This window comes from Micromonospora sp. NBC_01392 (assembly GCF_045040125.1).
Lineage (GTDB): Bacteria > Actinomycetota > Actinomycetes > Mycobacteriales > Micromonosporaceae > Micromonospora.
This window is the reverse complement of the sequence record NZ_CP109549.1, coordinates 6,327,958-6,349,181: the sequence shown is the minus strand read 5'-3', so window position 1 is coordinate 6,349,181 and position 21,224 is coordinate 6,327,958. Positions and strand designations below refer to the sequence as shown.

The following is a 21,224-nucleotide window of genomic DNA, read 5'->3' as shown; positions in this document are numbered from 1 at the left end:
GCGTCAGCAGACCAGTGGTCGTCCCGGCACCACAACCGGATTACCGGCGGTCAGCCCGCCCGCAGGGCGTCGTCCACGCCGGTCTCGTGCCGGCCGAGGTGCACCGGGTCCCGGCCGGAGAGCACGTCCACCGCGGCCTTCACGCTGGCGCCGTACTCCCGGGCGCTGCTGATCCGCCACTGCCGGGCGTACCGGCGGGCGGTGTCGTCGCCCACGCCGTCGGCCGTCACCCCGACGTGCCGGCAGAGCGCCACCGCGCGGGGCAGGTGGAACGACTGGGTGACCACGATGGCCCGCCGCACGCCGAAGATCCGCCGGGCCCGGACGCACGAGTCGTAGGTGTCGAAGCCGGCGTGGTCGAGCACCACCTTCTCCGCCGGCACCCCCCGGTCGACGAGCCAGCGTCGCATCGCGTCCGGCTCGTCGTAGTCCCAGTCCATGTGGTCGCCGGAGACCAGCACCACCTTGACCCTGCCGGCCGCGTACAACTGCCGGGCGATCTCCAGCCGGGCGGCCAGGAACGGCGACGGCGCGCCGTCCGGCTCGACCTTGGCGCCGAGCACCAGCGCCACCGGCGCGTCCGGCACGTCGGCGACGGTGAACACGTGCCCCTCGGCGTCGCCGCGGACCCAGGCCACGCTGGCCGCCGTCGCCACCGCCAGCAGCACCGCGCCGGCGACGCCGGTCAGCAGCAGCCGGCGGATCAGGCGTACGGCCCGCCGGTGCCCGTCGTGCCAGGTGCGCCAGCGTGCCGTCAGCCCCCGCATGGCGGCGATTGTGCCAGGCCGCTCAGGAGATGTGGTGCAGGATGACGTTGTGCACGTGGTGGCTCTTGTCCGCGCCCCGGAACTCCACCTCGTAGGTGTGCGTGCCGACGTGCACGGCGATCGCACCGGTGGAGAAGAACGAGCCACCCCAGGACTTGTTGCTCACCACGCTCACGCTGGTGATCTTCGAGTACGGGATGCTCGTGATGGCGTACCGCTTGCCGACGAACGAGCGGTCCTGGACGATCACGCGCCGGTCGGTCAGGCCGATGAAGCCGGTGCCGGTGCCGATCGCGTCGTAGACGGCGATGATCTGCTCCCCGGGCAGCAGCCCGCTCTGGATCTGCTGGAACTGTTCCTTGCGGTCGTACGTCGGACCAGACATGTCCTCGACGGTAGGGCAGGCGCGCCAGTGTTCAGGGCGCGGTGACCGCCCGGACCGCGTCCTCGATGCGCGCCGCGAGCAGCACCTCACCCTCGGTGAGCGGCTCGCCGTCGTCGTGCCCCAGCCTGATCCGGGTCCGCCCGGCCTGGCGACTGATCTCGGGGCGCAGTCGCAGCGCGTCGGCGACCACCGCCACCCGCTCGGTGAGCGCGGCGTGCTGGGTGTCGTCCAGGGCGAGCATGCGACTGAGCTGCTCGCCCTCGCGCGTCCACCCGGGCAGCAGGGCGAGCGCGTCGCTGAGGTAGTCGTGCTTCGCCCGGCTGCTGAACAGCACGCGCATCACCGCACCTCCCAGGCGTCGTTGCCGGCTTGTGGCCAAATCGTCGCCATCCCGTGTCCCAGTCGACGCCCTCTAGTCTGTCGTCGCACAGATGGTGTGTCCACGCCCACACTTCCGTGTTCTGCTGGCCTGATGGCCGACTCAGCTACCCAAACCGCCGATTGATCTGGCACGCTGGTGGCCCGTGCGGACCGAACGGGTTAGCGGAAATGGGCAGGCCGACCGGCGGGAGCCGAGGGTGGTCGTCGGAGCGGCGATCATCGTGGCCGGCCGGGTCCTCGCCTGCGAGCGCGCCGCGCCGCCCGAGGTGGCGGGGCGGTGGGAGTTCCCCGGCGGCAAGGTCGAGCCCGGGGAGACCGAGGTCGACGCGCTGACCCGGGAGTGCGCCGAGGAGCTGGGCGTCCGGGTCGCGGTCGGCACCCGGGTCGGGCGGGACGTCCGGATGGCGCACGGCCGGTCCGTCCTGCGGGTCTACGCGGCCCGCCTGCTGCACGGCGACCAGCCGACCGCGCTGGAACACGCCGAGCTGCGCTGGCTCTCCGCGACCGAGCTGGACACCGTCGAATGGCTGCCGGCCGACGTGCCGATCGTGCCCGCGCTGCGTCCGCTGCTCGCCAAGCCCTGAGCCGCGCCCGCCGCCGGCAGGATCAGACCCGCCGAACCGGACAGCCGGGCGGAAACGGGACGGGGGCCGGCGGCGTGTGCCGCTGGCCCCCGTCATCGTCGCGCCGCTGGTCAGTGCTTCGGCTCGTCCTGCTGCGGGTGGGCGAAGTTGAGGTGCTCCGCCGGCAGCGGGAACTCCACGTCGTCGCCGAACGGCGACGGCGCGGCGGCCCGGTCGAAGGTCAGCTCGGTCAGCGGCAGCTTGCCGTTGGCGTCCACCGCCGGAGCGGTCGGGTGCGGCACCTCGCGCTGCCAGTTGACGCCCTGCTGGGCCTGGCGCTCGGCACCGCTGTCGTGCGAACCGCCGGCGTGCGAGTGCACCCCACGGTGAGCCGCGCCGGTGGTCACCGCACCACTGGAATGCCCGCTGGTCGCGCTGGTCTGAGGCACTTGACCCCTCCGGAAGATCTTGTTACCGAGCCACACAAGGGGATCGTACCTGCGGTCCACGACCCGTTCCTTCATGGGGATGATCCCGTTGTCGGTGATCTTGATGTGCTCGGGGCAGACCTCGGTGCAGCACTTCGTGATGTTGCAGAACCCGAGCCCCATCTCGGACTGCGCGTACTCCTTGCGGTCGGTACGCGTGTCGAGCGGGTGCATGTCCAGCTCGGAGGCCCGGATGAAGAACCGGGGACCGGAGAACGCCGGCTTGTTCTCGTCGTGGTCGCGGATCACGTGACAGACGTTCTGGCACAGGAAGCACTCGATGCACTTGCGGAACTCCTGCGAGCGCTCGACGTCGACCTGCTGCATCCGGTAGTCACCGGGCGCCACGTCGGCCGGCGGCGCGAACGCCGGGGTCTCCCGCGCCTTCTCGTAGTTGAAGGACACGTCGGTGACCAGGTCCCGGATCACCGGGAAGGTCCGCAGCGGCGTGACCGTGACGGTCTCCGTCTCCTCGAACGTCGACATCCGCGTCATGCAGCCCAGCCGCGGCTTGCCGTTGATCTCCATCGAGCAGGAGCCGCACTTGCCGGCCTTGCAGTTCCAGCGGCACGCCAGGTCCGGCGCCTCGGTGGCCTGGAGCCGGTGGATGACGTCGAGGACGACCTCGCCCTCGTTCACCTCGACCGCGTAGTCCTGGAGGTCGCCGCCGGTCTCGTCACCCCGCCAGATGCGGAACTGTCGCTTGCTTCCCATCAGCGCTCCTCCTCGGTGCGGGCGTCGAACTCGGCGAGCTCCTCGTCGGTCAGGTATTTCGACAGCTCGGCCCGGTCGAACAGCCCGATCAGCTCCGGCCGCATCGTCGGCAGCGGCTTGTGGGTCAGCCGGACCGCGTCGCCGTCGAGCGAGCAGACCAGGTTGACCCGCCGCCACTTCGGGTCCATCGCCGGATAGTCCTCCCGGGTGTGCCCGCCGCGCGACTCCTGCCGCTCCAGCGCCGCCTTCGCGGTGCACTCCGAGACCACGAGCATGTTGCGCAGGTCGAGCGCCAGGTGCCAGCCCGGGTTGTAGCGCCGGCCACCGACCGCGCTCACCTTCGCCACCCGCTCCCGCAGCTCGGCCAGCCGGCCGAGCGCGTCGGCCAGCTCACCCTCCCGCCGGATGATGCCGACCAGGTCGCCCATCACCACCTGGAGATCCTGCTGGAGCTGGTAGGGGCTCTCCCCGGTGTCACGCTGCAACGGCGCCAGCGCCGTCTCCACCGCGGCCTCCACCGCCGCCACCGACACCGCCGGGCGGGCGGTGAGCTGGTCGGCGTACGTCGCGGCGTGCCCGCCCGCCCGCTTGCCGAAGACCAGCAGGTCGGACAGGGAGTTGCCGCCGAGCCGGTTGGAGCCGTGCATGCCGCCGGAGACCTCACCGGCGGCGAAGAGTCCACGCACCGTGCCGGCCGCCGCGCCGGAATCCGGGTCCACCTCCACGCCACCCATCACGTAGTGACAGGTCGGGCCGACCTCCATCGGCTCCTTCGTGATGTCGACGTCGGCCAGCTCCTTGAACTGGTGGTACATCGACGGCAGCCGGCGCTGGATCTCCTCCGCCGACTTGCGGGAGGCGATGTCCAGGTAGACGCCGCCGGCCGGCGTACCCCGACCGGCCTTGACCTCGCTGTTGATCGCGCGGGCGACCTCGTCGCGGGGCAGCAGCTCCGGCGGACGCCGGTTGTTGTCCGGGTCGGTGTACCAGCGGTCCGCCTCGTCCTCCGTCTCCGCGTACTGCTTGCGGAAGACGTCCGGGACGTAGTCGAACATGAACCGCTTGCCCTCGGAGTTCTTCAGCACGCCGCCGTCACCGCGCACCGACTCGGTGACCAGGATGCCCTTCACCGAGGGCGGCCAGACCATGCCGGTCGGGTGGAACTGGAGGAACTCCATGTTGATCAGCGTGGCCCCGGCGCGCAGCGCCAGCGCGTGGCCGTCCCCGGTGTACTCCCAGGAGTTCGAGGTGACCTTGTAGGACCGGCCGACGCCGCCGGTGGCCAGCACCACGGCCGGCGCCTCGAAGAGGATGAACTCGCCGGACTCCCGGTAGTAGCCGAACGCGCCGGCCACCCGGTCGCCGTCCAGCAGCAGCTCGGTGATCGTGGTCTCGGAGAACACCCGGATCCGGGCGTCGTAGCTGCCGAACTCGCGCTTGTCCTCCTGCTGGAGGGAGACGATCTTCTGCTGGAGCGTGCGGATCAGCTCCAGGCCGGTCCGGTCGCCGACGTGCGCCAGGCGCGGGTACTCGTGGCCACCGAAGTTGCGCTGCGAGATCTTGCCGTCCTTGGTGCGGTCGAAGAGCGCGCCGTACGTCTCCAGCTCCCAGATCCGCTGCGGCGACTCCTTGGCGTGCAGCTCGGCCATCCGGAAGTTGTTCAGGAACTTGCCGCCGCGCATGGTGTCCCGGAAGTGCACCTGCCAGTTGTCCCGCGAGTTCACGTTGCCCATGGCCGCCGCGGCACCGCCCTCGGCCATCACCGTGTGCGCCTTGCCGAACAGCGACTTCGAGATGATCGCGGTCTTCTTGCCGGCCAACCGGGCCTCGATCGCCGCGCGCAGGCCGGCGCCACCGGCCCCGATCACGACGACGTCGTAGTGGTGTCGTTCGATTCGCGTTTCAGTCATGTCAGGGGCCCTCAGTTGATGAACCGCAGGTCGTTGAACCAGCCGGCGGCGATCGCCATCACGTAGAAGTCGGTGAACGCCAGGGTGCCGAGCGTGATCCAGGCGAGCTGCATGTGCCGGACGTTCAACCAGGACACGCCGGTCCACGCCTTGTACCGCACCGGGTGCTTGGAGAAGTGCTTGAGCCGGCCACCGATGATGTGCCGGCAGGAGTGGCAGGAGATCGTGTACGCCCAGAGCATCACCACGTTGACCAGCAGGACGATGTTGCCCAGACCGAAGCCGAAGCCCTCGGGGGAGTGGAAGGCGAGGACGGCGTCCCAGGTGTTGATCAGCGAGATGATCGCGGCGGCGTAGAAGAAGTAGCGGTGCAGGTTCTGCCCGAGCAGCGGGAACCGCGTCTCGCCGCTGTACGTCTGGTGCCCGTCCGGCACGGCGCAGGCCGGCGGCGACAGCCAGAACGACCGGTAGTACGCCTTGCGGTAGTAGTAGCAGGTCAGCCGGAACAGCAGCAGGAACGGCAGGGTCAGCGCCGCGTCCGGGATGATCCACCAGCCGGGCAGGAAGCTTCCGAAGTGCGAGGAGCCCTCGACGCACCGCTCGGTCACGCAGGGGGAGTAGAACGGGGTCAGGTAGTGGTACTGCTCCACCCAGTACCACTTGTGCATGAAGACCCGGGCGGTCGCGTAGATGACCCAGGCGCTGAGCCCGACCACGGTGATCAGTGGGGCGAGCCACCATCGGTCGGTCCGCAACGTCTTCGCCGCGATGGCGGCACGTGCCCGCGCTCCCCGCGGCCTCGTTGCCGTTGATGTCATTCGAGTCTCCCTGACGTCACTGTCACGTCCTGCGCACGCGTGGAACCACGCCGGTGAACCGGCGCGGCTAAGTGACACACGTTACGCCGATCTTCACGGCCCGGCCGCGCAACGCAGTGTCCCGTGTGTCCCGCTGGTTGGAAAGACCCGGCTCATGATCAATATGCGCGGCGACGCTCAGCCGGACGCGCCGCCGGTGAAGTGCCACGACGACAGTCGCAGCGCCGGACCCTCCCACCACGACCCGTCGGACCGGGCCGGCTGCCGGACCGGCCGCCGGCCCAGGCCGAGCACCCGGCCCGGCCCCACGGCACGCGGATAGGACTCGGTGAACCGGAAGTCGCGCACCGCCCGCACCGGTACGCCGTCCTCGACCAGCCAGACGCCGTTGCGGGTCAGGCCGGTGACCACGAGCTGCTTCGGATCCAGCACCCGCGTGTACCAGAAGTCGCTGACCAGCAGCCCGCGCCGGACGCCGGCCACCAGGGCCGCCGTGTCCGGGTCGCCCACCGCACCGGTCACGCCCGCGCCCACCGAACCGGCCGGGCCGTCGACGGTCGCCACCGGGGCGGCGTCCGCCGGCAGCAGGCGGAGATTGCTGGGGATCGGGCCGAACGTCGACCCGCCGGCCATGCCGTGCCCGGTGGACCCGGTGCCCGCCCCGGCGCCGCTGCGCCGGTCGTGCGCCACCGCCTCGGTGGTGCCCGCCCGCACCAGGGTGAGCGCCCGCCGGGGGGTGCCCTCCAGGTCGAACGGCAGCGTGGAGGCGTGCAGCGGGTCGTCCACCAGCGTCACCGCCGGGTCGAACTGGGCCGTGCCCGGCTCGGCGAAGGACTGGCGTTCGGCGTGCCGCTTGCCGTTGAAGCCGTACCAGGCGAGATTCTGGAGCAGGTCGGCCACGGCGGCCGGTTCGAGCACCACCTCGTAGTGCCCCGGCGGCAGCTCGACCGGGTCGGCCGCGGCCCGCGCCTTGGCCGCCGCGCGGGCGCCGAGCGCACCGCCGTCCAGGTCGGCCAAGCGGTCCGCGCAGTGGCGGGCCACCCCGTCCGCGCCGCCGGCCCGGGCGATGCCGTCCATCGCCGCCTCGGCGGCCCGGCCCACCGCCGAGTGCCCGGCCGAGTTGGCGAACGCGGCGGACAGGTACAGGGTGCGGCAGTAACCGGCCGCCTCCAGCCCGTCGACCGCGTCCACGAACGCGCGGACCCGGGCGGCCCGCTCGTCGGGCGACGCGAATGCGGTGGCCTCGTCGACGGCGGGGCCGGTCGGCGTCGACGTCGGCGCGGTGAGGCCCGGCCAGGCCGGGTCGGGCGGCGCGAGGCGGGCCGCCGCCCGGGTGCGTTCGACAAGCGCGGTCAACCCGTCGGCGTCCACCCGGTTGCCGCCGCCCGCGGCGGTCCGGCCGTCGACGTGCAGCCGCAGCCGCACGGCGGTGCCGGTCTCGGCCACGTTCTGGTGGATGAACGAGTTGGCGAACCGGGTCAGCGCCAGATCGGACCGGGTCACCACCACCTCGGCCTCGGCGCCCGGCCCGGCCGCGCGCCGGACCAGCTCCACCACCCGGGCGGCGAGGTCCCGCTCGTCACTCATGGCGTGCCGACCGGGCATGCGCTCACGGCCCTCGCTCCGCTCGGTGCGTTCGATCATGCCGTGCCGACCGGGCATGCGCTCACGGCCCTCGCTCCGCTCGGTGCGTTCGCTCATGCGCGTACCCCCACCCGCACGCCGCGGAACCGGGCCGGCGCGGCCGGGTGCCCGGTGTGCCCGATCTGGCCGGGCTGCCCCTTGCCGCAGTTGGGCGTGCCCCAGGCGACCGTCTCCGAGGAGAGCATGTCCATCGAGCGCCAGAAGACCGGCCCGATGCCGGTGTAGGTCGGGTTGCGCAGCATCCGGCCCCGGCGCCCCTTCTTCACCTCCCAGCCGACCTCGCAGCCGAACTGGAAGTTGAGCCGCTTGTCGTCGATCGACCAGGACCTGTTGATGTCCATCAGCACCCCGTCGTCGGTGGCCGCGATGATCTCGTCGAGCGTGTGCGGGCCTGGCTCCAGGCCCACGTTCGTCATCCGCACCATCGGCAGCCGGGCCCAGCCGTCGGCGCGTACGCTGCCGCCGTGGTCCAGGCCGGCGACGGCGGCCGAGTCCCGGCCGGCGAGCACCCCGACCCACCGCCCCTCGCGCACCGCGTCCCGTCGGACCGCCGGCGACCCCTCGTCGTCGAAGCCGAAGCTGCCGAGCGCGCCCGGGATGGTCGGGTCGATCGTCACGTTCATCAGCTCCGAGCCGTAGCGCAGCGAGCCGAGCCGGGCCAGGTCGAGCCAGGACGTGCCGGCGAACGCCGCCTCCCAGCCGAGGATGCGGTCCAGCTCGATGGCGTGCCCGACCGACTCGTGGATCTGCAACGCGAGCTGCTCCCCGCCGAGGATCAGGTCGGTCTCGCCGGATGGGCACTCCGGCGCGGTGAGCAGCTCGCGGGACTCCTCGGCGACCCGTGCGGCGTGCGCGGCCAGGTCGAGCGCGGTGACCAGCTCCCAGCCGGTCGTGCCGTACTGCCCGCGGTAGCTCGGGTAGGACCGGCGCTGCGTCTCGCCGTCGCCGATCGAGGTGGCGGAGATGCCGCCGCCGCACTCGCGGATGTGCTGGTCGATCCGGTGGCCCTCGCTGGAGACGAACCACTTCGTGGTGTCCCAGATCTGGTAGAGCCCCTCGGCCAGGTCGGCCCCGTGCTCGCGCATCGTGGCGGTGGCGCCGACCAGCAGGTCGCCCTTGTCGGACTGCGGCACCCCGAGCGGGTCGACCGCGCACTCCGAGGCCCAGCTCGCCACCGCTGCCTCCACCGGCACCAGGTCCACCGGCGGGCCGGGAACCCGCGCGCTCGCGGCGGCGATCGCCGCGGCGCGCCGGCCGGCGTCGCGGGCCGCGGCGTCGGACAGCTCGGGTACGGCGTGGAAGCCCCAGCCGGAGCCGACGAGCGCGCGCACCCCCAGGCCGATGCTCTCGTGCTGGGCCAGCTCCTCGATGTCGCCGTTGCGCGCCGACATCGACTCGTACCGGCGGTGCATCACCCGGGCGTCGGCGTAGCGGGCTCCCGCGTCGAGGGCGGCCTGCACGGCGGCGGTCGCCGCGTCGAACTCGCTCATGGGCCGACCTTAGGCGAGCGCACCGACATCCGTCAGGGGACGAGATCCTCGGGCCGGATCGTGGCCCGGACGGGCTCGGTCAGCTCCAGCACGTCACCGGGTTTGGTCACCGACTGCTCCCGGTAGTGCCCGCCCTGCCGCCGGTAGAGGTGCAGCGTGCCGTTCTCCTGCTCGACCAGCAGGTACCACTCGATGCCGCCGGCGGCGTAGTAGTGCATCTTGAGCACCTTGTCGGTCGACGCGTTGCTCGGCGAGATGACCTCGCAGACGAGCCGCACGTCCCGCGCCTCGATCATCGGCTCGTCGAAGTCGATCGGCTCGGTGACAACCAGGTCAGGGATGGGGATCCGGCCCGGCCGAAGGCGGACGTTGACCGTCTCCAGCAGTTCCAGGCCCACGCGCCGAGCCGCAGCTTCGAGCAGGTTGCCGAGGTTTCGCTGGATCCGCTGGTGTCGCGGGGTGGGTGCGGGCGTCACGTGGAGGCTCCCGTCGAAGAGTTCGACGCGCTGCCGCGTCTCGCCGAGGGCGAGGTACTCCTCTTCGGTCCATGGGCCGTCGTGGCCGAACACCGCCGCGGTCATGGTCACCTCCACCTCGTTTTGGCGGGAATCCTCCCGTGGTCGCCGCGACCATGGTCGCACCTCGGGTGCGACGCCGGGACGATGATGCCCAGTCGCGTCGGTGAATGTCCCAGGTGAGGGCTGTTCAGGTCGGAAACCCAGTCGTTACGCTCTGACCGCTGACAGACCGCTCGATGTAGCTTACTTTCGCCTCCAGAGGTTTCCTGTAGGTTCTCTTCATCACCGAAGGGGAGGCGGTCAATGGGCAGGTCGGAGGCGGTGCCGTCCGGGGAGCCGGACCGCCCGGAGGTGCCGGAGCAACGCGCCGGCGACGCGCCCTATCTCCAGGTCAGAGACCTGCGGGTGCGGTTCGACACCGAGGACGGCGTGGTCAAGGCCGTGGACGGCGTGTCCTTCGCGGTGGAGCGGGGTCGCACGCTCGGGATCGTGGGGGAGTCCGGTTCCGGCAAGAGCGTCACGTCGTTGGCGATCCTGGGCCTGCACAGCACGTCCAAGCGGGCGACCGTCACCGGGGAGATCTCCGTCGGCGGGCGTCAGCTCGTCGGCCTGCCCGATGAGGAGGTGCGGCGGCTGCGCGGCCGGGACATGGCGATGATCTTCCAGGATCCGCTGTCGGCGCTGCACCCGTACTACTCGGTGGGCAAGCAGATCGCGGAGGCGTACCGGGTGCACCATCCCCGGGCCGGCCGGCGGGAGGCCCGCACCCGAGCCGTGGACATGTTGGACCGGGTCGGCATCCCGCAGCCGGCAAAGCGGTTCGAGCAGTACCCGCACGAGTTCTCCGGTGGGATGCGGCAACGCGCGATGATCGCGATGGCGCTGGTCAACGACCCCGACCTGCTGATCGCCGACGAGCCGACCACGGCGTTGGACGTGACCGTGCAGGCGCAGATCCTGGACCTCCTCGCCGATCTGCAGGAGGAGTTCCGGTCGGCCATCATCCTGATCACGCACGATCTGGGCGTGGTCAGCCAGGTGGCGGACGACGTCCTCGTCATGTACGGCGGCCGGGCCGTGGAGCACGGCAGCGTGGCGCAGGTGTTGCGGACGCCGCAGCATCCGTACACCTGGGGGTTGTTGTCGAGCGTGCCGTCGTTGCACGGCGACGCGGACGCGGACCTGGTGCCGATCCCGGGCAATCCGCCGTCGTTGATCAATCTGCCGTCGGGGTGTGCGTTCCATCCCCGCTGCCGCTACGCCGACGTCAACGGCGACCGCTCTCGCACGGAGGTGCCCGTGCTCCGGGCGGCCGGGGAGGCGGGGCATCTGGTGGCCTGCCACCTGCCGGCCGAGGAGCGCACCCGGCTCTATCAGCAGGACATCGCCCAGGTGGGAGTGGCCCGATGAGCGTCGAGACCGAGCCGCTGTTGTCGGTGCGGGGGCTGACCAAGCATTTCCCGGTGCGGGACGGGCTGCGTGGCAGGGGGGCGGTGCGGGCGGTCGACGGCCTGGACTTCGACGTGCGGCCGGGCGAGACGCTCGGTCTGGTGGGGGAGTCCGGCTGTGGGAAGACCACGACCGGGCGGATGTTGGTGCGCCTGCTGGAACCCACCAGCGGGTCGATCACGTTCGCCGGCCGGGACATCACCCACGCCGGTCGTCGGGATCTGCGTGACCTGCGGCAGGACTTGCAGATCATCTTCCAGGACCCGTACGCGTCGTTGAACCCGCGGCACACCGTCGGGCGGATCGTGGCGATGCCGTTGCAGGTCAACAACATCACCCCACCCGGCGGGGTCAAGCGGCGGGTGCAGGAGTTGCTGGAGCTGGTCGGGCTCAACCCCGAGCACTACAACAGGTATCCGCACGAGTTCTCCGGCGGGCAACGTCAACGCGTCGGCATCGCCCGCGCCCTCGCGCTGAAACCGAAGCTGATCGTCGCCGACGAGCCGGTCTCCGCCCTCGACGTCTCCATCCAGGCGCAGGTCATCAACCTGCTACGCGGCCTGCAACGCGACCTGGACCTGGCGTTCGTGTTCATCGCCCACGACCTCGCCGTGATCCGTCACTTCTGCCACCGCGTCGCGGTCATGTACCTCGGCAGAATCGTCGAGATCGGCGACCGGAACGCTATCTACACCCGACCGCAGCACCCCTACACCCGGGCGTTGCTGTCGGCCATCCCGGACGTCACCACGCTCGGCCCCGCCGGCCGGATCCGTCTCACCGGCGATGTCCCCACCCCCCTCAACCCACCATCGGGCTGCCGCTTCCGCACCCGCTGCTGGAAAGCCACCGACCGCTGCGCCACCGAGACACCCGCACTGACCACCCGCGACGGCGGCACCCAACTCACCGCCTGCCACCACCCGGAGGCGGGTCCGGTGGCGGTCGGCGTCGCCGACGCCGCAGACGCGCAGGAGGTGACGGAATGAGTCTGTCCCCGGTCGAGGGTGTGGCCCTCGCCGAGATCGAGACGCCCGCCGACGGCAGTGAGCGGCGGGACGGGGAGTTCGTCGGCCGCTCGCCGGGCCAGCTCGCCCTGGCGCGGCTGCGCCGCGACCGCACCGCCCTGGTCAGCGGCGGTCTGCTCGTCTTCTTCGTGCTTGTCGCGCTGGCCGTGCCGCTGATCGAGGCGCTGTACGGGGTGGGGCCGAAGGAACAGTTCCAGAGCCGCCTCGACGGTTACGGCATGCCGCTGGGCTATGCCGGCGGCGTCACCGGCGAGCACTGGTTCGGGCTGGAGCCCGGCCTCGGCCGCGACATCTTCATCCGGATGGTGCACGGACTGCGCACGTCGCTGTTCATCGCGTTCGCCGCGGCCGTGCTGACCGCCGCGATCGGCGTGACCCTGGGCACCCTCGCCGGCTACCTGGGCGGCTGGCTCGACTCGGTGATCAACTGGATCACCGACCTGACGCTGGCCATGCCGTTCCTGATCATCGCGCTGGCGCTGATGCCGACCGTGGCGTTGCGCTTCTACGGCCAGCGGGAGGCCGTGCCGGCGTACTTCCAGATCGGGGTGCTCATCGCGATCTTCGCGCTGTTCGGCTGGACCAGCACGGCCCGGCTGGTCCGGGGCCAGATCATCGCGCTGCGCGAGCGGGAGTTCGTGGAGGCGGCGCGCGCCAGCGGCGCCGGGTTGGGGCACATGCTGTTCCGCCAGTTGCTGCCGAACGTCTGGGCGCCGATCCTGGTCGCCTTCTCGCTGGCGGTCCCGCAGTACATCACCAGCGAGGCGGCGCTGTCGTTCATCGGCGTCGGGCTGACGGACGAGACGCCGAGCTTCGGGCGGATGATCTACCGCAGCCTCGACTACCTCCAGACCGACCCGGCGTACGTCTTCTTTCCCGGCATCACGATCTTCGCGCTCGTGTTCGCCTTCAACCTCTTCGGTGACGCGCTGCGCGATGCGCTCGACCCGAAGTCGTCCCGGTAGGAGGCCGGCCCATGACGCGTTTCCTCATACGCCGGCTGTTGTCCGCCGCGCTCACGCTCTTCGCGGTCAGCGTGCTCAGCTTCCTGATGTTCTTCGCCCTGCCACGTGACCCGGTGACCGGCATGTGCCCGAAGAACTGCAACCCGGAGCGGCTGGAGCGGGTCCGCCAGGAGTTGGGCCTGCGCGACCCGCTGATCAGCCAGTACGCCGGCTACATGAAGGGCATCGTCACCGGGCGGGACCTGGGCAGCGCCCAGGGTGGCCGGTGCGACGCGCCCTGTCTCGGCTGGTCGTACGTCTCCAACGAGGCGGTCTCGGACACCATCGCCCGGGTGCTGCCGGTGACGCTGAGCATCGTCATCCCGGCGGCGGTCCTGTGGCTGCTGCTCGGCGTCGGCCTCGGCATGCTCTCGGCGCTGCGCCGGGGCAGCTGGCTGGACCGGGCGGCGATCGGCTTCTCGCTGACCGGCGCCTCGTTGCAGCTCTACTTCGTCGGCGCGGTGCTGCTCATCGTGTTCGTCTACAACCTGCGGCTGCTGCCGGTGCCGAGCTACACCTCGTTGTTCGACGATCCGCTCAAGTGGAGCAGTGGGCTGGTGCTGGCCTGGTTGGCGCTGGCCTTCCTCTTCTCCGCCATCTACGCCCGGCTGTCCCGGGCCCAGATGCTGGAGACGCTGTCCGAGGACTTCGTCCGCACGGCGCGGGCCAAGGGCCTGGCCAAACGGACCGTCTACGGGCGGCACGCGCTGCGCGCCGCGATCACGCCGGTGGTGACCATCGCCGGACTGGACGTGGGCGGGGCGTTGGGCGGCACCGTGATCACCGAGACGACGTTCGGGCTCAACGGGATGGGCCGGACGGCGGTGGACGCGGTCCGCGCCGGTGACCTGCCGACCATCATGGCGACCGTGCTGATCGCGGCGGTCTTCGTGGTGCTGGCCAACGTGGTGGTGGACCTGCTCTACGCGGTGATCGATCCCCGGGTGCGGCTGGGCTGAGCGTCCGGCCCGACGAAATTTATCGAAACTATTTCCTGGAGGTAGAAGATGCGACCACGTGCAGCGGCCGCCGTCGGCGGCGCCATCGCACTGGTGGTGGGGCTGGGCGCCTGCTCGGAGAACACGGGCGAAGGCACCAAGGTGGACGGCAACCGGCAGCAGACCGGCGTCATCGCGACCGACCCGAAGGACTCCCAGGGGCCCGCGGCGGAGGTGGACGGCGCGGCCAAGGGCGGCACGTTCACCATCATCCGGGAGACCCCCATCTCCCACCTGGACCCGCAGCGGACGTACTCGTTCGCCGGCCTGATGGCCAACCCGCTCTTCGCCCGCTACCTGACCACCTGGAAGGACGACGGCAAGGGCGGCCTGGTGCTGGTCGGCGACCTGGCCGAGACCCCGGGCAAGAACGTCAACAACGACTGCAAGGTCTGGGAATTCACCATCAAGGACGGGGTGAAGTTCGAGGACGGCAGCCCGATCACCGCCAAGGAGATCGCGTACGGCATCGCCCGCTCGTTCGACCCGGACCTCACCGGCGGCCCGACCTACCTCCAGGAGTGGCTGGCCGACACCCCGCAGTTCGACACCAAGTGGGACTTCAAGAAGAACAAGACGTCGCTGCCGCCGGGTCTGACCACGCCGGACGACAAGACGCTGCGCTTCGAGTTCGCCAAGCCCCGCTGCGACCTGCCGTTCGCGGTCTCGCTGCCGACCACCGCGCCGCTCAAGCCGGAGCAGGACACCGGCGTCAACCTGGACCAGAAGCCGTTCTCGTCCGGCCCCTACAAGGTGGCCAAGAACCAGGTGGGCGTCCAGCTCACGCTGGACCGCAACCCGAACTGGGACGCGAAGACCGACCCGGTCCGCCACCAGTACCCGGACCAGTTCGTGTGGACCTTCGGCCCGACGCAGGACGCCGCGAACAACCGGGTGATCGCCGACAACGGGGCCGACCAGAGCGCGCTGGCCTTCAACTCGGTGCCGCCCTCGCTGGTCGCGAAGGTGGCCGGTGACCCGGCGCTGAAGGCCCGGACGCTGCTCTCCCCGACCCCGAGCGCCAACCAGCTCGTGATCAACACCCAGCGGGTCAAGGATCTGAAGATCCGCCAGGCGCTCAACTACGCGATCGACCGTGAGGGCCTGGTCAAGGCGCTCGGCGGCCAGACCGTCGCCCAGCCGATGACCACCCTGATGCCGTCGTCGACCATCGGCTACAAGGCGTACGACGCGTACCCGGCGGGTGCCAACGGCAACCCGGAGAAGGCGAAGGAGCTGCTCGGCGGCCAGACGCCCGAGCTGGTCCTCGGCGTCGCGGACAACACCAACGAGCAGCAGATCGCGGTCCAGCTCAAGGGCAACCTGGAGCGTGCCGGCTTCAAGATCACCGTCCGGAACATCCCGGACGACGCGAAGCTGGACGAGGTCAAGAAGAAGAACAACCCGTGGGACCTCTACATCGGCAACTGGGCCGCGGACTGGCCCAGCGGCGCGTCGATCCTGCCGGTGCTCTACGACGGCCGCACCATCAAGGCCGAGGGCAACAGCAACTCGTCGTACTTCAACGACGACGCGATCAACGCCGAGATGGACCGGATCCTGGCCATGCCCCCGTCCGAGCAGGGCCCGGAGTGGGGCAAGCTCGACGAGCGGATCATGAAGGAGTTCGCGCCGGTGGTGCCGCTCTTCGTCGACGTGGCGTACAACGTGCACGGCTCGAAGGCCGGCGGCGTCTTCATCTCCTCCGTCTTCGGCTACCCGAACTTCGTCAACGCGTACGTCAAGCAGTAGCCCCCGGCCCTGAGGTAAGGAGGGGCCCCCTCTTAACACGTGTGTGTGAGAGGGGGCCCCTTCTCTACCTGAGGCGTTAACAGGGGGCCCCTCCTTACACCAAGTAGCGGCGGAGGAAGTCCAGCTCCAGGCGGAGCAGGCGCTCGGATGCGCCGCCGGCGGCCAGGTGAGTCGCGCCGGTGAGCGGGAGCACCGCGTGCGGGCGGCCGGTGGCCAGCAGCGCGGCGGAGAGCCGCAGCGTGTGCGCGGCCAGCACGTTGTCGTCGAGCAGGCCGTGCACCAGCAGCATGGGTCGGGCGTCGGCCGGGGCGCCGAGCGGCTCGGCGGCCAGCTCCACCAGCGAGTGATGCGCGTAGACGTCCATGCCGTCCTCCGGCATGCCCAGGTACCGCTCGCTGTACGCGGTGTCGTACAGCGCCCAGTCGGTGACCGGCGCGCCCACGATCGCGCACTTGAACAGCTCCGGGTGGCGCAGCACCGCCAGACCGGCGAGCCAGCCGCCGAACGACCAGCCCCGCACCGCCACCCGGTCCAGGTCCAGGTCCGGGTGTTTGCCGGCGAGCGCGGTCAGCGCGTCCACCTGGTCGGTCAGGATCACGTCCGCCACCCGGCGGTGGATCGCCTTCTCGAACGACGGCGCGATGCCGGGCGTGCCCCGGTTGTCCACGGTCACCACCGCGAAGCCCTGCTCGGCCCACCACTGCCGCTCCAGCCAGGCGTCGCGCGCCGCGACCACCTCCTGGTGGCCCGGCCCGCCGTAGACGTCCACCAGCACCGGCAGCCGGGTGCCCTTGACGTGCTCGGCCGGGTAGAGCACCGCGCTGGGCAGCCGCCGGTCGGTCACCCGCACCAGCGTCGGGCGCGGCGCGTACGAGCAGGTGGCGGCCAGCGAGCGCAGCTCGCCCACCTCGCGGTCGCCGTGCCACACCCGCCAGCGGACCCCGGCGTACTCCAGCGAGGCGGTCCCGACCGCCAGCGTGGCCCCACCGATGGCGGCGGTGTGCCAACCCGGGTCGCTGCCCATCCGGCGGGCGTCCATCCCGCCGCCGATGGTGGTCCGCACCCGGTAGAGGTGGCGTTGGCTCGGTTCGCCCTCACTCGCCTCGACCAGCAGGTCGGCGGCCGTGTCGGGGCCGGCCGGCAGCCGCCCGACCACCCGCCGCACGTACAGCGAGGGCGGGGTGAGCAGCGTGCCGTCGGCGAACAGGCAGCGGGCGTCGTACCCGTCGTGGGCCAGCTCGCCGCCGACCAGCACCCGCCCGTCGGGCAGGTGCGCCGGGGTGCCCGGGACCGGTTCCACCCAGCGCGGGTCGGCCAGCTCGGCGTGCACCTGCGTCTCCCCGGTACGCGGGTCCACCGCGAGCACCAGCCCGTGCTGCTGGGAGCGGCGCAGCACCGTGATCAGCGGCCCGCCGTCCGCCCACTCGACCGCGCTCAGGTAGGGGTAGGTCTCCCGGTCCCAGTGCACGTCGACCCAGCCGCCGTCGAGGTCGAGCAGGTGCAGGCTGACCTCCGCGTTCGGGCCACCCGCCACCGGGTACGCCAGCGACGTCGGCGGGGTCGCCGGCTCGGCCGGGTCGTGCAGGTACCACCGGGGCAGCCGGGACTCGTCGACCCGGGCGGCCAGCACCGCGCGCCCGTCCGGGGCCCACCAGTAACCCCGGTACCGGTGGAACTCCTCGGCCGCGATGTGCTCGGCCAGCCCCCAGGTCACGCCGCTGTCCTCGCCGGCGAGCAGGTTGTCCGTGCCGTCCGGCTCGACCACCCGGAGCTGACCCCGGCGGACGCCGTCGGCGGCGTCGGTGACGTAGGCCAGCCGCTCGCCGGTCGGGTCCGGACGCGGATCGATCACCGGCCCGACGGTGGCCACCTCGACCACGTCACCGTGCCGCAGGTCGGCCCGGAACAGCCGCCCGGCCAGCGCGAACGCGGCCACCCGGCCGGTCGCGTCCAGCGCGTACCCGCCGATGCCGCCGGCGCTGAGCCGCAGCCGCTCGCGCAGCGCCCGCTCGCCGGGGGCCGGTCGGGCCGGTTCCGCGTCCGCGCCGAGCAGCACCGCCGGGTCGGCGACCAGGCGTTCCTCGCCGGTGTCGACGTCGAGCAGCCAGAGCGCGTCGGCCGGGTCCTCCGGGCCCGCGGAACGCAGGAAGAGCACCCGGGAGCCGTCACCGGCGACGGTCACGGCGCGCGGCGCCCCCAGGCTGAACCGACGGGTACGGGCGGCCAGCTCGGGAAAGTCCACGCCTGCAGATCGTAGGCGGGCACCGGGCGTGATGTGGCCGACCTGGGCGGACGCATGACCGTCGGACGGGCAGGACCGCCGGTTAGAGTGACGGGCGTGACGACGCTGCCCGACCGACGCCTGCTGCTGGTCCACGCGCATCCCGACGACGAGTCGATCGGCACCGGCGCGACGATGGCGCACTATGCCGCCGCCGGCGCCCACGTCACGCTGGTGACCTGCACGCTGGGTGAGGAGGGCGAGATCCACGTGCCGGCGCTGGCCGGGCTCGCCGCGGCCGAGGCCGACCAGCTCGGCGGCTACCGCATCGGCGAGCTGACCGCAGCCTGTGCCGCGCTCGGCGTCACCGACCACCGGTTCCTCGGCGGCGCGGGCCGCTACCGCGACTCCGGGATGATGGGGATGGCCACCAACGAGCACCCGCGGGCGTTCTGGAGGGCCGACCTGGACGCCGCCGCCGGGCACCTGCTGGAGGTGATCCGCGAGGTCCGCCCCCAGGTCGTGGTCACGTACGACCCGAACGGCTTCTACGGCCATCCCGACCACATCCAGGCGCACCGGGTGACGATGCGGGCGGTGGAGCTGGCGGCGGCCGAGGGGACCGCCCCGGCGAAGGTCTACTGGACGGCCATGCCGCGCAGCGTGCTCGACGCCGGCCTGGAGACGTTCACCGAGTCGTCGGACAATCCCTTCGCCGGCATCTCCAGCGCCGACGAGCTGCCGTTCGGCACGCCGGACGCGCAGATCGCGGCGCGGGTGGACGCCACCGAGCAGCACGCCGCCAAGGAGGCGGCGATGCGCGCCCACGCCACGCAGATCCCGGCCGACTCCTGGCTCTACGCGATCGCCGGCAACTTCGGCGCCGAGTTCATGGGGGTGGAGTACTTCACGCTCGCGGTCGGCGAGAAGGGGCCCGGCGGCGGCCGGTACGGCTGGGAGCACGACCTCTTCGCCGGGCTGGCGCTGGCCGGGTCGGACCGTGCCCCGGTCGCGGCCGGTCTCCGGTGACGTCGCCCGCCGCGCCCGTGTCGGTCCTTCCGGAGCAGCAGCCGCCCGCACCGCCCAGCGCGGTGGAGCGGGTGCTGGACCGCGTGCTGCGGGTGGCCGGCGGCGTGGTGTCGGTCTGGGCCGGCGCGCTGTTCGCGCTGCTCGATCTGATCTTCGCCACCTGGGCCTGGGCGGCGGTGCAGGGCCGGTCCGGGGGCGCGCAGGCGCTCGTCGGCATCGGCCTGGCGGTCGCCGGGATCGCCGCGGTGGCGGCGTCGACGGTGCTGCTGGGCTGGTTCGCGCACCTGTCGACGGGCAGCCGGTGGGGGGTGGCGCTGGCCGCGCTGCCGTGGTTCCTGGTGATCGTCGTGGGCGGGTTCCGGACCACCGAGGGCGATCTGGCGCTCGCCGGCGACAACGTGCTCGGCCTGGCGTTGATCGTCTCCGGCGCGGTCACCTTCGCGGTGCTCGGCTTCCGGCACGTGGTGACGCCACCGGCGGTCGACCGCTGAGGTGCTGACGCCGCACCGGCGGCGGTGGTAGACATTCCTGCCAGAGGCTCGCCGCCGGGGCGGGCGGTACGTGCGGGAGGCGTGCGATGGGTCAGCGGTGGCGTGCGGTCGGGGTGCTGACGGCCGCGTTGTTCGCGGTCAACGTGGTGGCGCGGCTGGTCATCAAGTTCGCCTTCCCGGACGACGACACCGCCGCCAGCCGGGTCTCGCTGGTGATGTTCCTGGCGATCGGTCTGGTCCTGGCCGGGGTGTCGTTCCGCTGGGGCGCCGACCGGCCGGTCGGGCACTGGGCCGGTGACCTGGCCGTCGCGGTGGTGGCGGCGCTGGCGCTGACCGTCTTCGTCGGCCCGCTGCTGGTCGGCGAGAACCCGTTCGGCGGGGGCGCCGGCCTGTTCTTCGCCCAGATCTGGCTCTACCTCGCGGCCACCGCGGCCGGGGTGCTGGTCGGCTACCTGACGCTCACCGCGCTGGGCCGTGACTTCCGCTCCCGCCAGCTCAAGCGGTACGCCGAGCTGAAGACGTCCCGGCCCCGCCGGATCGTCCGCCGCTGACGTCAGGGCGCCACCCGGGTCAGGTAGGTGTGGTGGGTGGTGAAGCCGAGCCGGTGGTAGAGCGCCACCGCGCCGACGTTGCGCTGCTCGACCTGGAGGAACGCCCGGGTGGCCCCCTCGGCCGCGGCCCAGCCGGCCAGTGCGCGGACGACCGCGGCGGCGTACCCGCGCCGGCGGGCCTCCGGCAGCACTTCGAGCAGGCTCACGCCGAGCCACCGCCCCCCGCCGGTGACGGTGCCGCGCCCCACCGCGAGCAGTCGGCCGTCGACCCGTAGCTCGGCGAAGCGGATCCGGTCCACGGCGGTGAGCACGTGCCGCGCGGCCTCCGGGAGCCCGCCCTTGCGGTCGGCGGCGATCGCCAGCCAGTCGTCGGTGGGCGCGACGGCCAGCGCCACCGGCGGCAGGTCGGCGACGGCCAGCGGATCGGTCCGCTCCGGCGCGGTCGCGTCCGGCGTCGACCTGGGCGGCGGGGCGGTCAGGGTGGTGAGCGGCACGGTCTGGACCAGCACCGGCGGGCGGGCCGTCCAGCCGCGCGCGTCGAGTTCCGCGCCGACCGGGGCGGCCAGCGGCAGCGGCGTGTTCACCAGGGCCGGCTGGCCGAGGTCGGCGTACCAGCGCTGCACCGCGTCCAGCGCCGCCGGCAGCGGCCGGTCGGGGTCGCCGATCGGGAGCGCGCTGTTCGCCCGGCCGGTCCAACCGGCCGCGGAACGCAGCCGCCAGTCGCCGAGCCGGCCGCGAATCGGGGCCGGCCACGCCTCATCGCTTGCGCTTTCCAGGTCGACCACGGCGACGGCGGTCGGCCGGCGAGCCGGTGGCACCCGCTTCGCCCGGTGCACCTCACCGACCGGCACGCGGAGCGGGCCACCGTCCGTGACCAGCGTAATGTGCGTCTCACTCAGCTCGACCAGATCGCCGAGCGCGTCGGAGAACAGCGGCCGGCCCTCCCGGATCCCCACGATTCGGCGGACCACGATCCGGTGTCCCACATCCTGCTGTCGGAGCACGATCGACCTCCTCCCCGGC

General features: G+C 71.9%; 20 protein-coding genes. 9 read left to right on the top strand and 11 right to left on the bottom strand.

The window, feature by feature from the left end:
- Nucleotides 1-50 precede the first annotated feature (50 nt).
- The 3 genes from OG767_RS27605 to OG767_RS27595 are packed head-to-tail and all read right to left on the bottom strand — an operon-like array spanning nt 51 to nt 1,492.
- Nucleotides 51-767, bottom strand: a complete 717-nt coding sequence (locus OG767_RS27605) for a vancomycin high temperature exclusion protein (protein WP_405091127.1) — start codon at nt 765-767, stop codon at nt 51-53.
- Nucleotides 768-789: 22 nt separating this feature from the next.
- On the bottom strand, nt 790-1,152 hold the full coding sequence (locus tag OG767_RS27600; protein WP_405091126.1) for a PH domain-containing protein: 363 nt from the start codon (nt 1,150-1,152) through the stop codon (nt 790-792).
- Nucleotides 1,153-1,183: 31 nt separating this feature from the next.
- Nucleotides 1,184-1,492: a 4a-hydroxytetrahydrobiopterin dehydratase gene (locus OG767_RS27595; protein WP_405091125.1), complete on the bottom strand. Its 309-nt coding sequence runs from the start codon at nt 1,490-1,492 to the stop codon at nt 1,184-1,186.
- Nucleotides 1,493-1,730: 238 nt separating this feature from the next.
- On the opposite strand from OG767_RS27595, the gene OG767_RS27590 reads away from it, so the two are divergent.
- Nucleotides 1,731-2,117 carry a (deoxy)nucleoside triphosphate pyrophosphohydrolase gene (locus OG767_RS27590; protein WP_405091124.1) on the top strand — a complete coding sequence of 129 codons (387 nt, stop codon included), beginning with the start codon at nt 1,731-1,733 and terminating at the stop codon, nt 2,115-2,117.
- Nucleotides 2,118-2,227: 110 nt separating this feature from the next.
- Here the strand turns inward: OG767_RS27590 and OG767_RS27585 are convergent, their stop codons facing one another.
- From OG767_RS27585 to OG767_RS27560, 6 genes are all read right to left on the bottom strand, one after another.
- On the bottom strand, nt 2,228-3,298 hold the full coding sequence (locus OG767_RS27585; RefSeq protein ID WP_281937886.1) for a succinate dehydrogenase/fumarate reductase iron-sulfur subunit: 1,071 nt from the start codon (nt 3,296-3,298) through the stop codon (nt 2,228-2,230).
- Entirely contained in the window at nt 3,298-5,208 is a 1,911-nt protein-coding gene (locus OG767_RS27580) for a fumarate reductase/succinate dehydrogenase flavoprotein subunit (RefSeq protein ID WP_281937885.1), read from the bottom strand. The genes OG767_RS27585 and OG767_RS27580 overlap by 1 nt, the downstream gene beginning before the upstream one ends.
- Nucleotides 5,209-5,219: 11 nt before the next feature.
- Nucleotides 5,220-6,026, bottom strand: coding sequence for a hypothetical protein (locus OG767_RS27575; RefSeq protein WP_405091123.1), 807 nt, complete (start codon nt 6,024-6,026; stop codon nt 5,220-5,222).
- Between the two features lie 177 nt (nt 6,027-6,203).
- A complete protein-coding gene (locus OG767_RS27570; protein WP_405094331.1) occupies nt 6,204-7,631 on the bottom strand; it encodes a metallopeptidase TldD-related protein in 1,428 nt (475 codons plus the stop codon).
- 92 nt (nt 7,632-7,723) lie between these two features.
- Complete coding sequence (locus OG767_RS27565; RefSeq protein WP_405091122.1) at nt 7,724-9,160, bottom strand: TldD/PmbA family protein; 1,437 nt, start codon at nt 9,158-9,160, stop codon at nt 7,724-7,726.
- Between the two features lie 32 nt (nt 9,161-9,192).
- Nucleotides 9,193-9,741: a Uma2 family endonuclease gene (locus OG767_RS27560; protein WP_405094330.1), complete on the bottom strand. Its 549-nt coding sequence runs from the start codon at nt 9,739-9,741 to the stop codon at nt 9,193-9,195.
- 240 nt (nt 9,742-9,981) lie between these two features.
- Between OG767_RS27560 and OG767_RS27555 the strand changes: the two genes are divergently transcribed.
- The 5 genes from OG767_RS27555 to OG767_RS27535 are packed head-to-tail and all read left to right on the top strand — an operon-like array spanning nt 9,982 to nt 15,909.
- The gene (locus OG767_RS27555; protein WP_405091121.1) at nt 9,982-11,088 is read left to right on the top strand and encodes an ABC transporter ATP-binding protein; all 1,107 of its coding nucleotides are present in this window, start codon (nt 9,982-9,984) and stop codon (nt 11,086-11,088) included.
- Nucleotides 11,085-12,116: an ABC transporter ATP-binding protein gene (locus tag OG767_RS27550; RefSeq protein ID WP_405091120.1), complete on the top strand. Its 1,032-nt coding sequence runs from the start codon at nt 11,085-11,087 to the stop codon at nt 12,114-12,116. The genes OG767_RS27555 and OG767_RS27550 overlap by 4 nt, the downstream gene beginning before the upstream one ends.
- Entirely contained in the window at nt 12,113-13,120 is a 1,008-nt protein-coding gene (locus OG767_RS27545; RefSeq protein ID WP_405091119.1) for an ABC transporter permease, read from the top strand. The genes OG767_RS27550 and OG767_RS27545 overlap by 4 nt, the downstream gene beginning before the upstream one ends.
- Before the next feature lie 11 nt (nt 13,121-13,131).
- A complete protein-coding gene (locus OG767_RS27540; RefSeq protein WP_405091118.1) occupies nt 13,132-14,118 on the top strand; it encodes an ABC transporter permease in 987 nt (328 codons plus the stop codon).
- Nucleotides 14,119-14,166: 48 nt separating this feature from the next.
- A complete protein-coding gene (locus OG767_RS27535; protein ID WP_405091117.1) occupies nt 14,167-15,909 on the top strand; it encodes an ABC transporter substrate-binding protein in 1,743 nt (580 codons plus the stop codon).
- Nucleotides 15,910-16,003: 94 nt separating this feature from the next.
- Here OG767_RS27535 and OG767_RS27530 read toward each other — a convergent pair whose 3' ends face one another.
- Nucleotides 16,004-18,151, bottom strand: coding sequence for a prolyl oligopeptidase family serine peptidase (locus OG767_RS27530; RefSeq protein ID WP_405091116.1), 2,148 nt, complete (start codon nt 18,149-18,151; stop codon nt 16,004-16,006).
- An 87-nt stretch (nt 18,152-18,238) separates the two neighbouring features.
- On the opposite strand from OG767_RS27530, the gene mshB reads away from it, so the two are divergent.
- From mshB to OG767_RS27515, 3 genes are all read left to right on the top strand, one after another.
- Entirely contained in the window at nt 18,239-19,159 is a 921-nt protein-coding gene (gene mshB / locus OG767_RS27525; protein WP_405091115.1) for an N-acetyl-1-D-myo-inositol-2-amino-2-deoxy-alpha-D-glucopyranoside deacetylase, read from the top strand.
- A gap of 17 nt (nt 19,160-19,176) precedes the next feature.
- On the top strand, nt 19,177-19,650 hold the full coding sequence (locus OG767_RS27520) for a hypothetical protein (RefSeq protein ID WP_405091114.1): 474 nt from the start codon (nt 19,177-19,179) through the stop codon (nt 19,648-19,650).
- An 86-nt stretch (nt 19,651-19,736) separates the two neighbouring features.
- Nucleotides 19,737-20,201 (top strand): hypothetical protein, encoded by a 465-nt coding sequence (locus OG767_RS27515; RefSeq protein WP_405091113.1) that lies wholly within the window; start codon nt 19,737-19,739, stop codon nt 20,199-20,201.
- Nucleotides 20,202-20,203: 2 nt separating this feature from the next.
- Here the strand turns inward: OG767_RS27515 and OG767_RS27510 are convergent, their stop codons facing one another.
- Nucleotides 20,204-21,205, bottom strand: coding sequence for a GNAT family N-acetyltransferase (locus OG767_RS27510; RefSeq protein ID WP_405091112.1), 1,002 nt, complete (start codon nt 21,203-21,205; stop codon nt 20,204-20,206).
- Nucleotides 21,206-21,224: the final 19 nt, after the last annotated feature.

Excerpts from the sequence above, each read along its gene's own strand:
- OG767_RS27605 (WP_405091127.1), bottom strand. The coding sequence starts at position 767 with ATGCGGGGGCTGACGGCACGCTGGCGCACCTGGCACGACGGGCACCGG.
- OG767_RS27600 (WP_405091126.1), bottom strand. The coding sequence starts at position 1,152 with ATGTCTGGTCCGACGTACGACCGCAAGGAACAGTTCCAGCAGATCCAG.
- OG767_RS27595 (WP_405091125.1), bottom strand. The coding sequence starts at position 1,492 with ATGCGCGTGCTGTTCAGCAGCCGGGCGAAGCACGACTACCTCAGCGAC.
- OG767_RS27585 (WP_281937886.1), bottom strand. The coding sequence starts at position 3,298 with ATGGGAAGCAAGCGACAGTTCCGCATCTGGCGGGGTGACGAGACCGGC.
- OG767_RS27580 (WP_281937885.1), bottom strand. The coding sequence starts at position 5,208 with ATGACTGAAACGCGAATCGAACGACACCACTACGACGTCGTCGTGATC.
- OG767_RS27575 (WP_405091123.1), bottom strand. The coding sequence starts at position 6,026 with ATGACATCAACGGCAACGAGGCCGCGGGGAGCGCGGGCACGTGCCGCC.
- OG767_RS27570 (WP_405094331.1), bottom strand. The coding sequence starts at position 7,631 with ATGCCCGGTCGGCACGCCATGAGTGACGAGCGGGACCTCGCCGCCCGG.
- OG767_RS27565 (WP_405091122.1), bottom strand. The coding sequence starts at position 9,160 with ATGAGCGAGTTCGACGCGGCGACCGCCGCCGTGCAGGCCGCCCTCGAC.
- OG767_RS27560 (WP_405094330.1), bottom strand. The coding sequence starts at position 9,741 with ATGACCGCGGCGGTGTTCGGCCACGACGGCCCATGGACCGAAGAGGAG.
- OG767_RS27555 (WP_405091121.1), top strand. The coding sequence starts at position 9,982 with ATGGGCAGGTCGGAGGCGGTGCCGTCCGGGGAGCCGGACCGCCCGGAG.
- OG767_RS27550 (WP_405091120.1), top strand. The coding sequence starts at position 11,085 with ATGAGCGTCGAGACCGAGCCGCTGTTGTCGGTGCGGGGGCTGACCAAG.
- OG767_RS27545 (WP_405091119.1), top strand. The coding sequence starts at position 12,113 with ATGAGTCTGTCCCCGGTCGAGGGTGTGGCCCTCGCCGAGATCGAGACG.
- OG767_RS27540 (WP_405091118.1), top strand. The coding sequence starts at position 13,132 with ATGACGCGTTTCCTCATACGCCGGCTGTTGTCCGCCGCGCTCACGCTC.
- OG767_RS27535 (WP_405091117.1), top strand. The coding sequence starts at position 14,167 with ATGCGACCACGTGCAGCGGCCGCCGTCGGCGGCGCCATCGCACTGGTG.
- OG767_RS27515 (WP_405091113.1), top strand. The coding sequence starts at position 19,737 with ATGGGTCAGCGGTGGCGTGCGGTCGGGGTGCTGACGGCCGCGTTGTTC.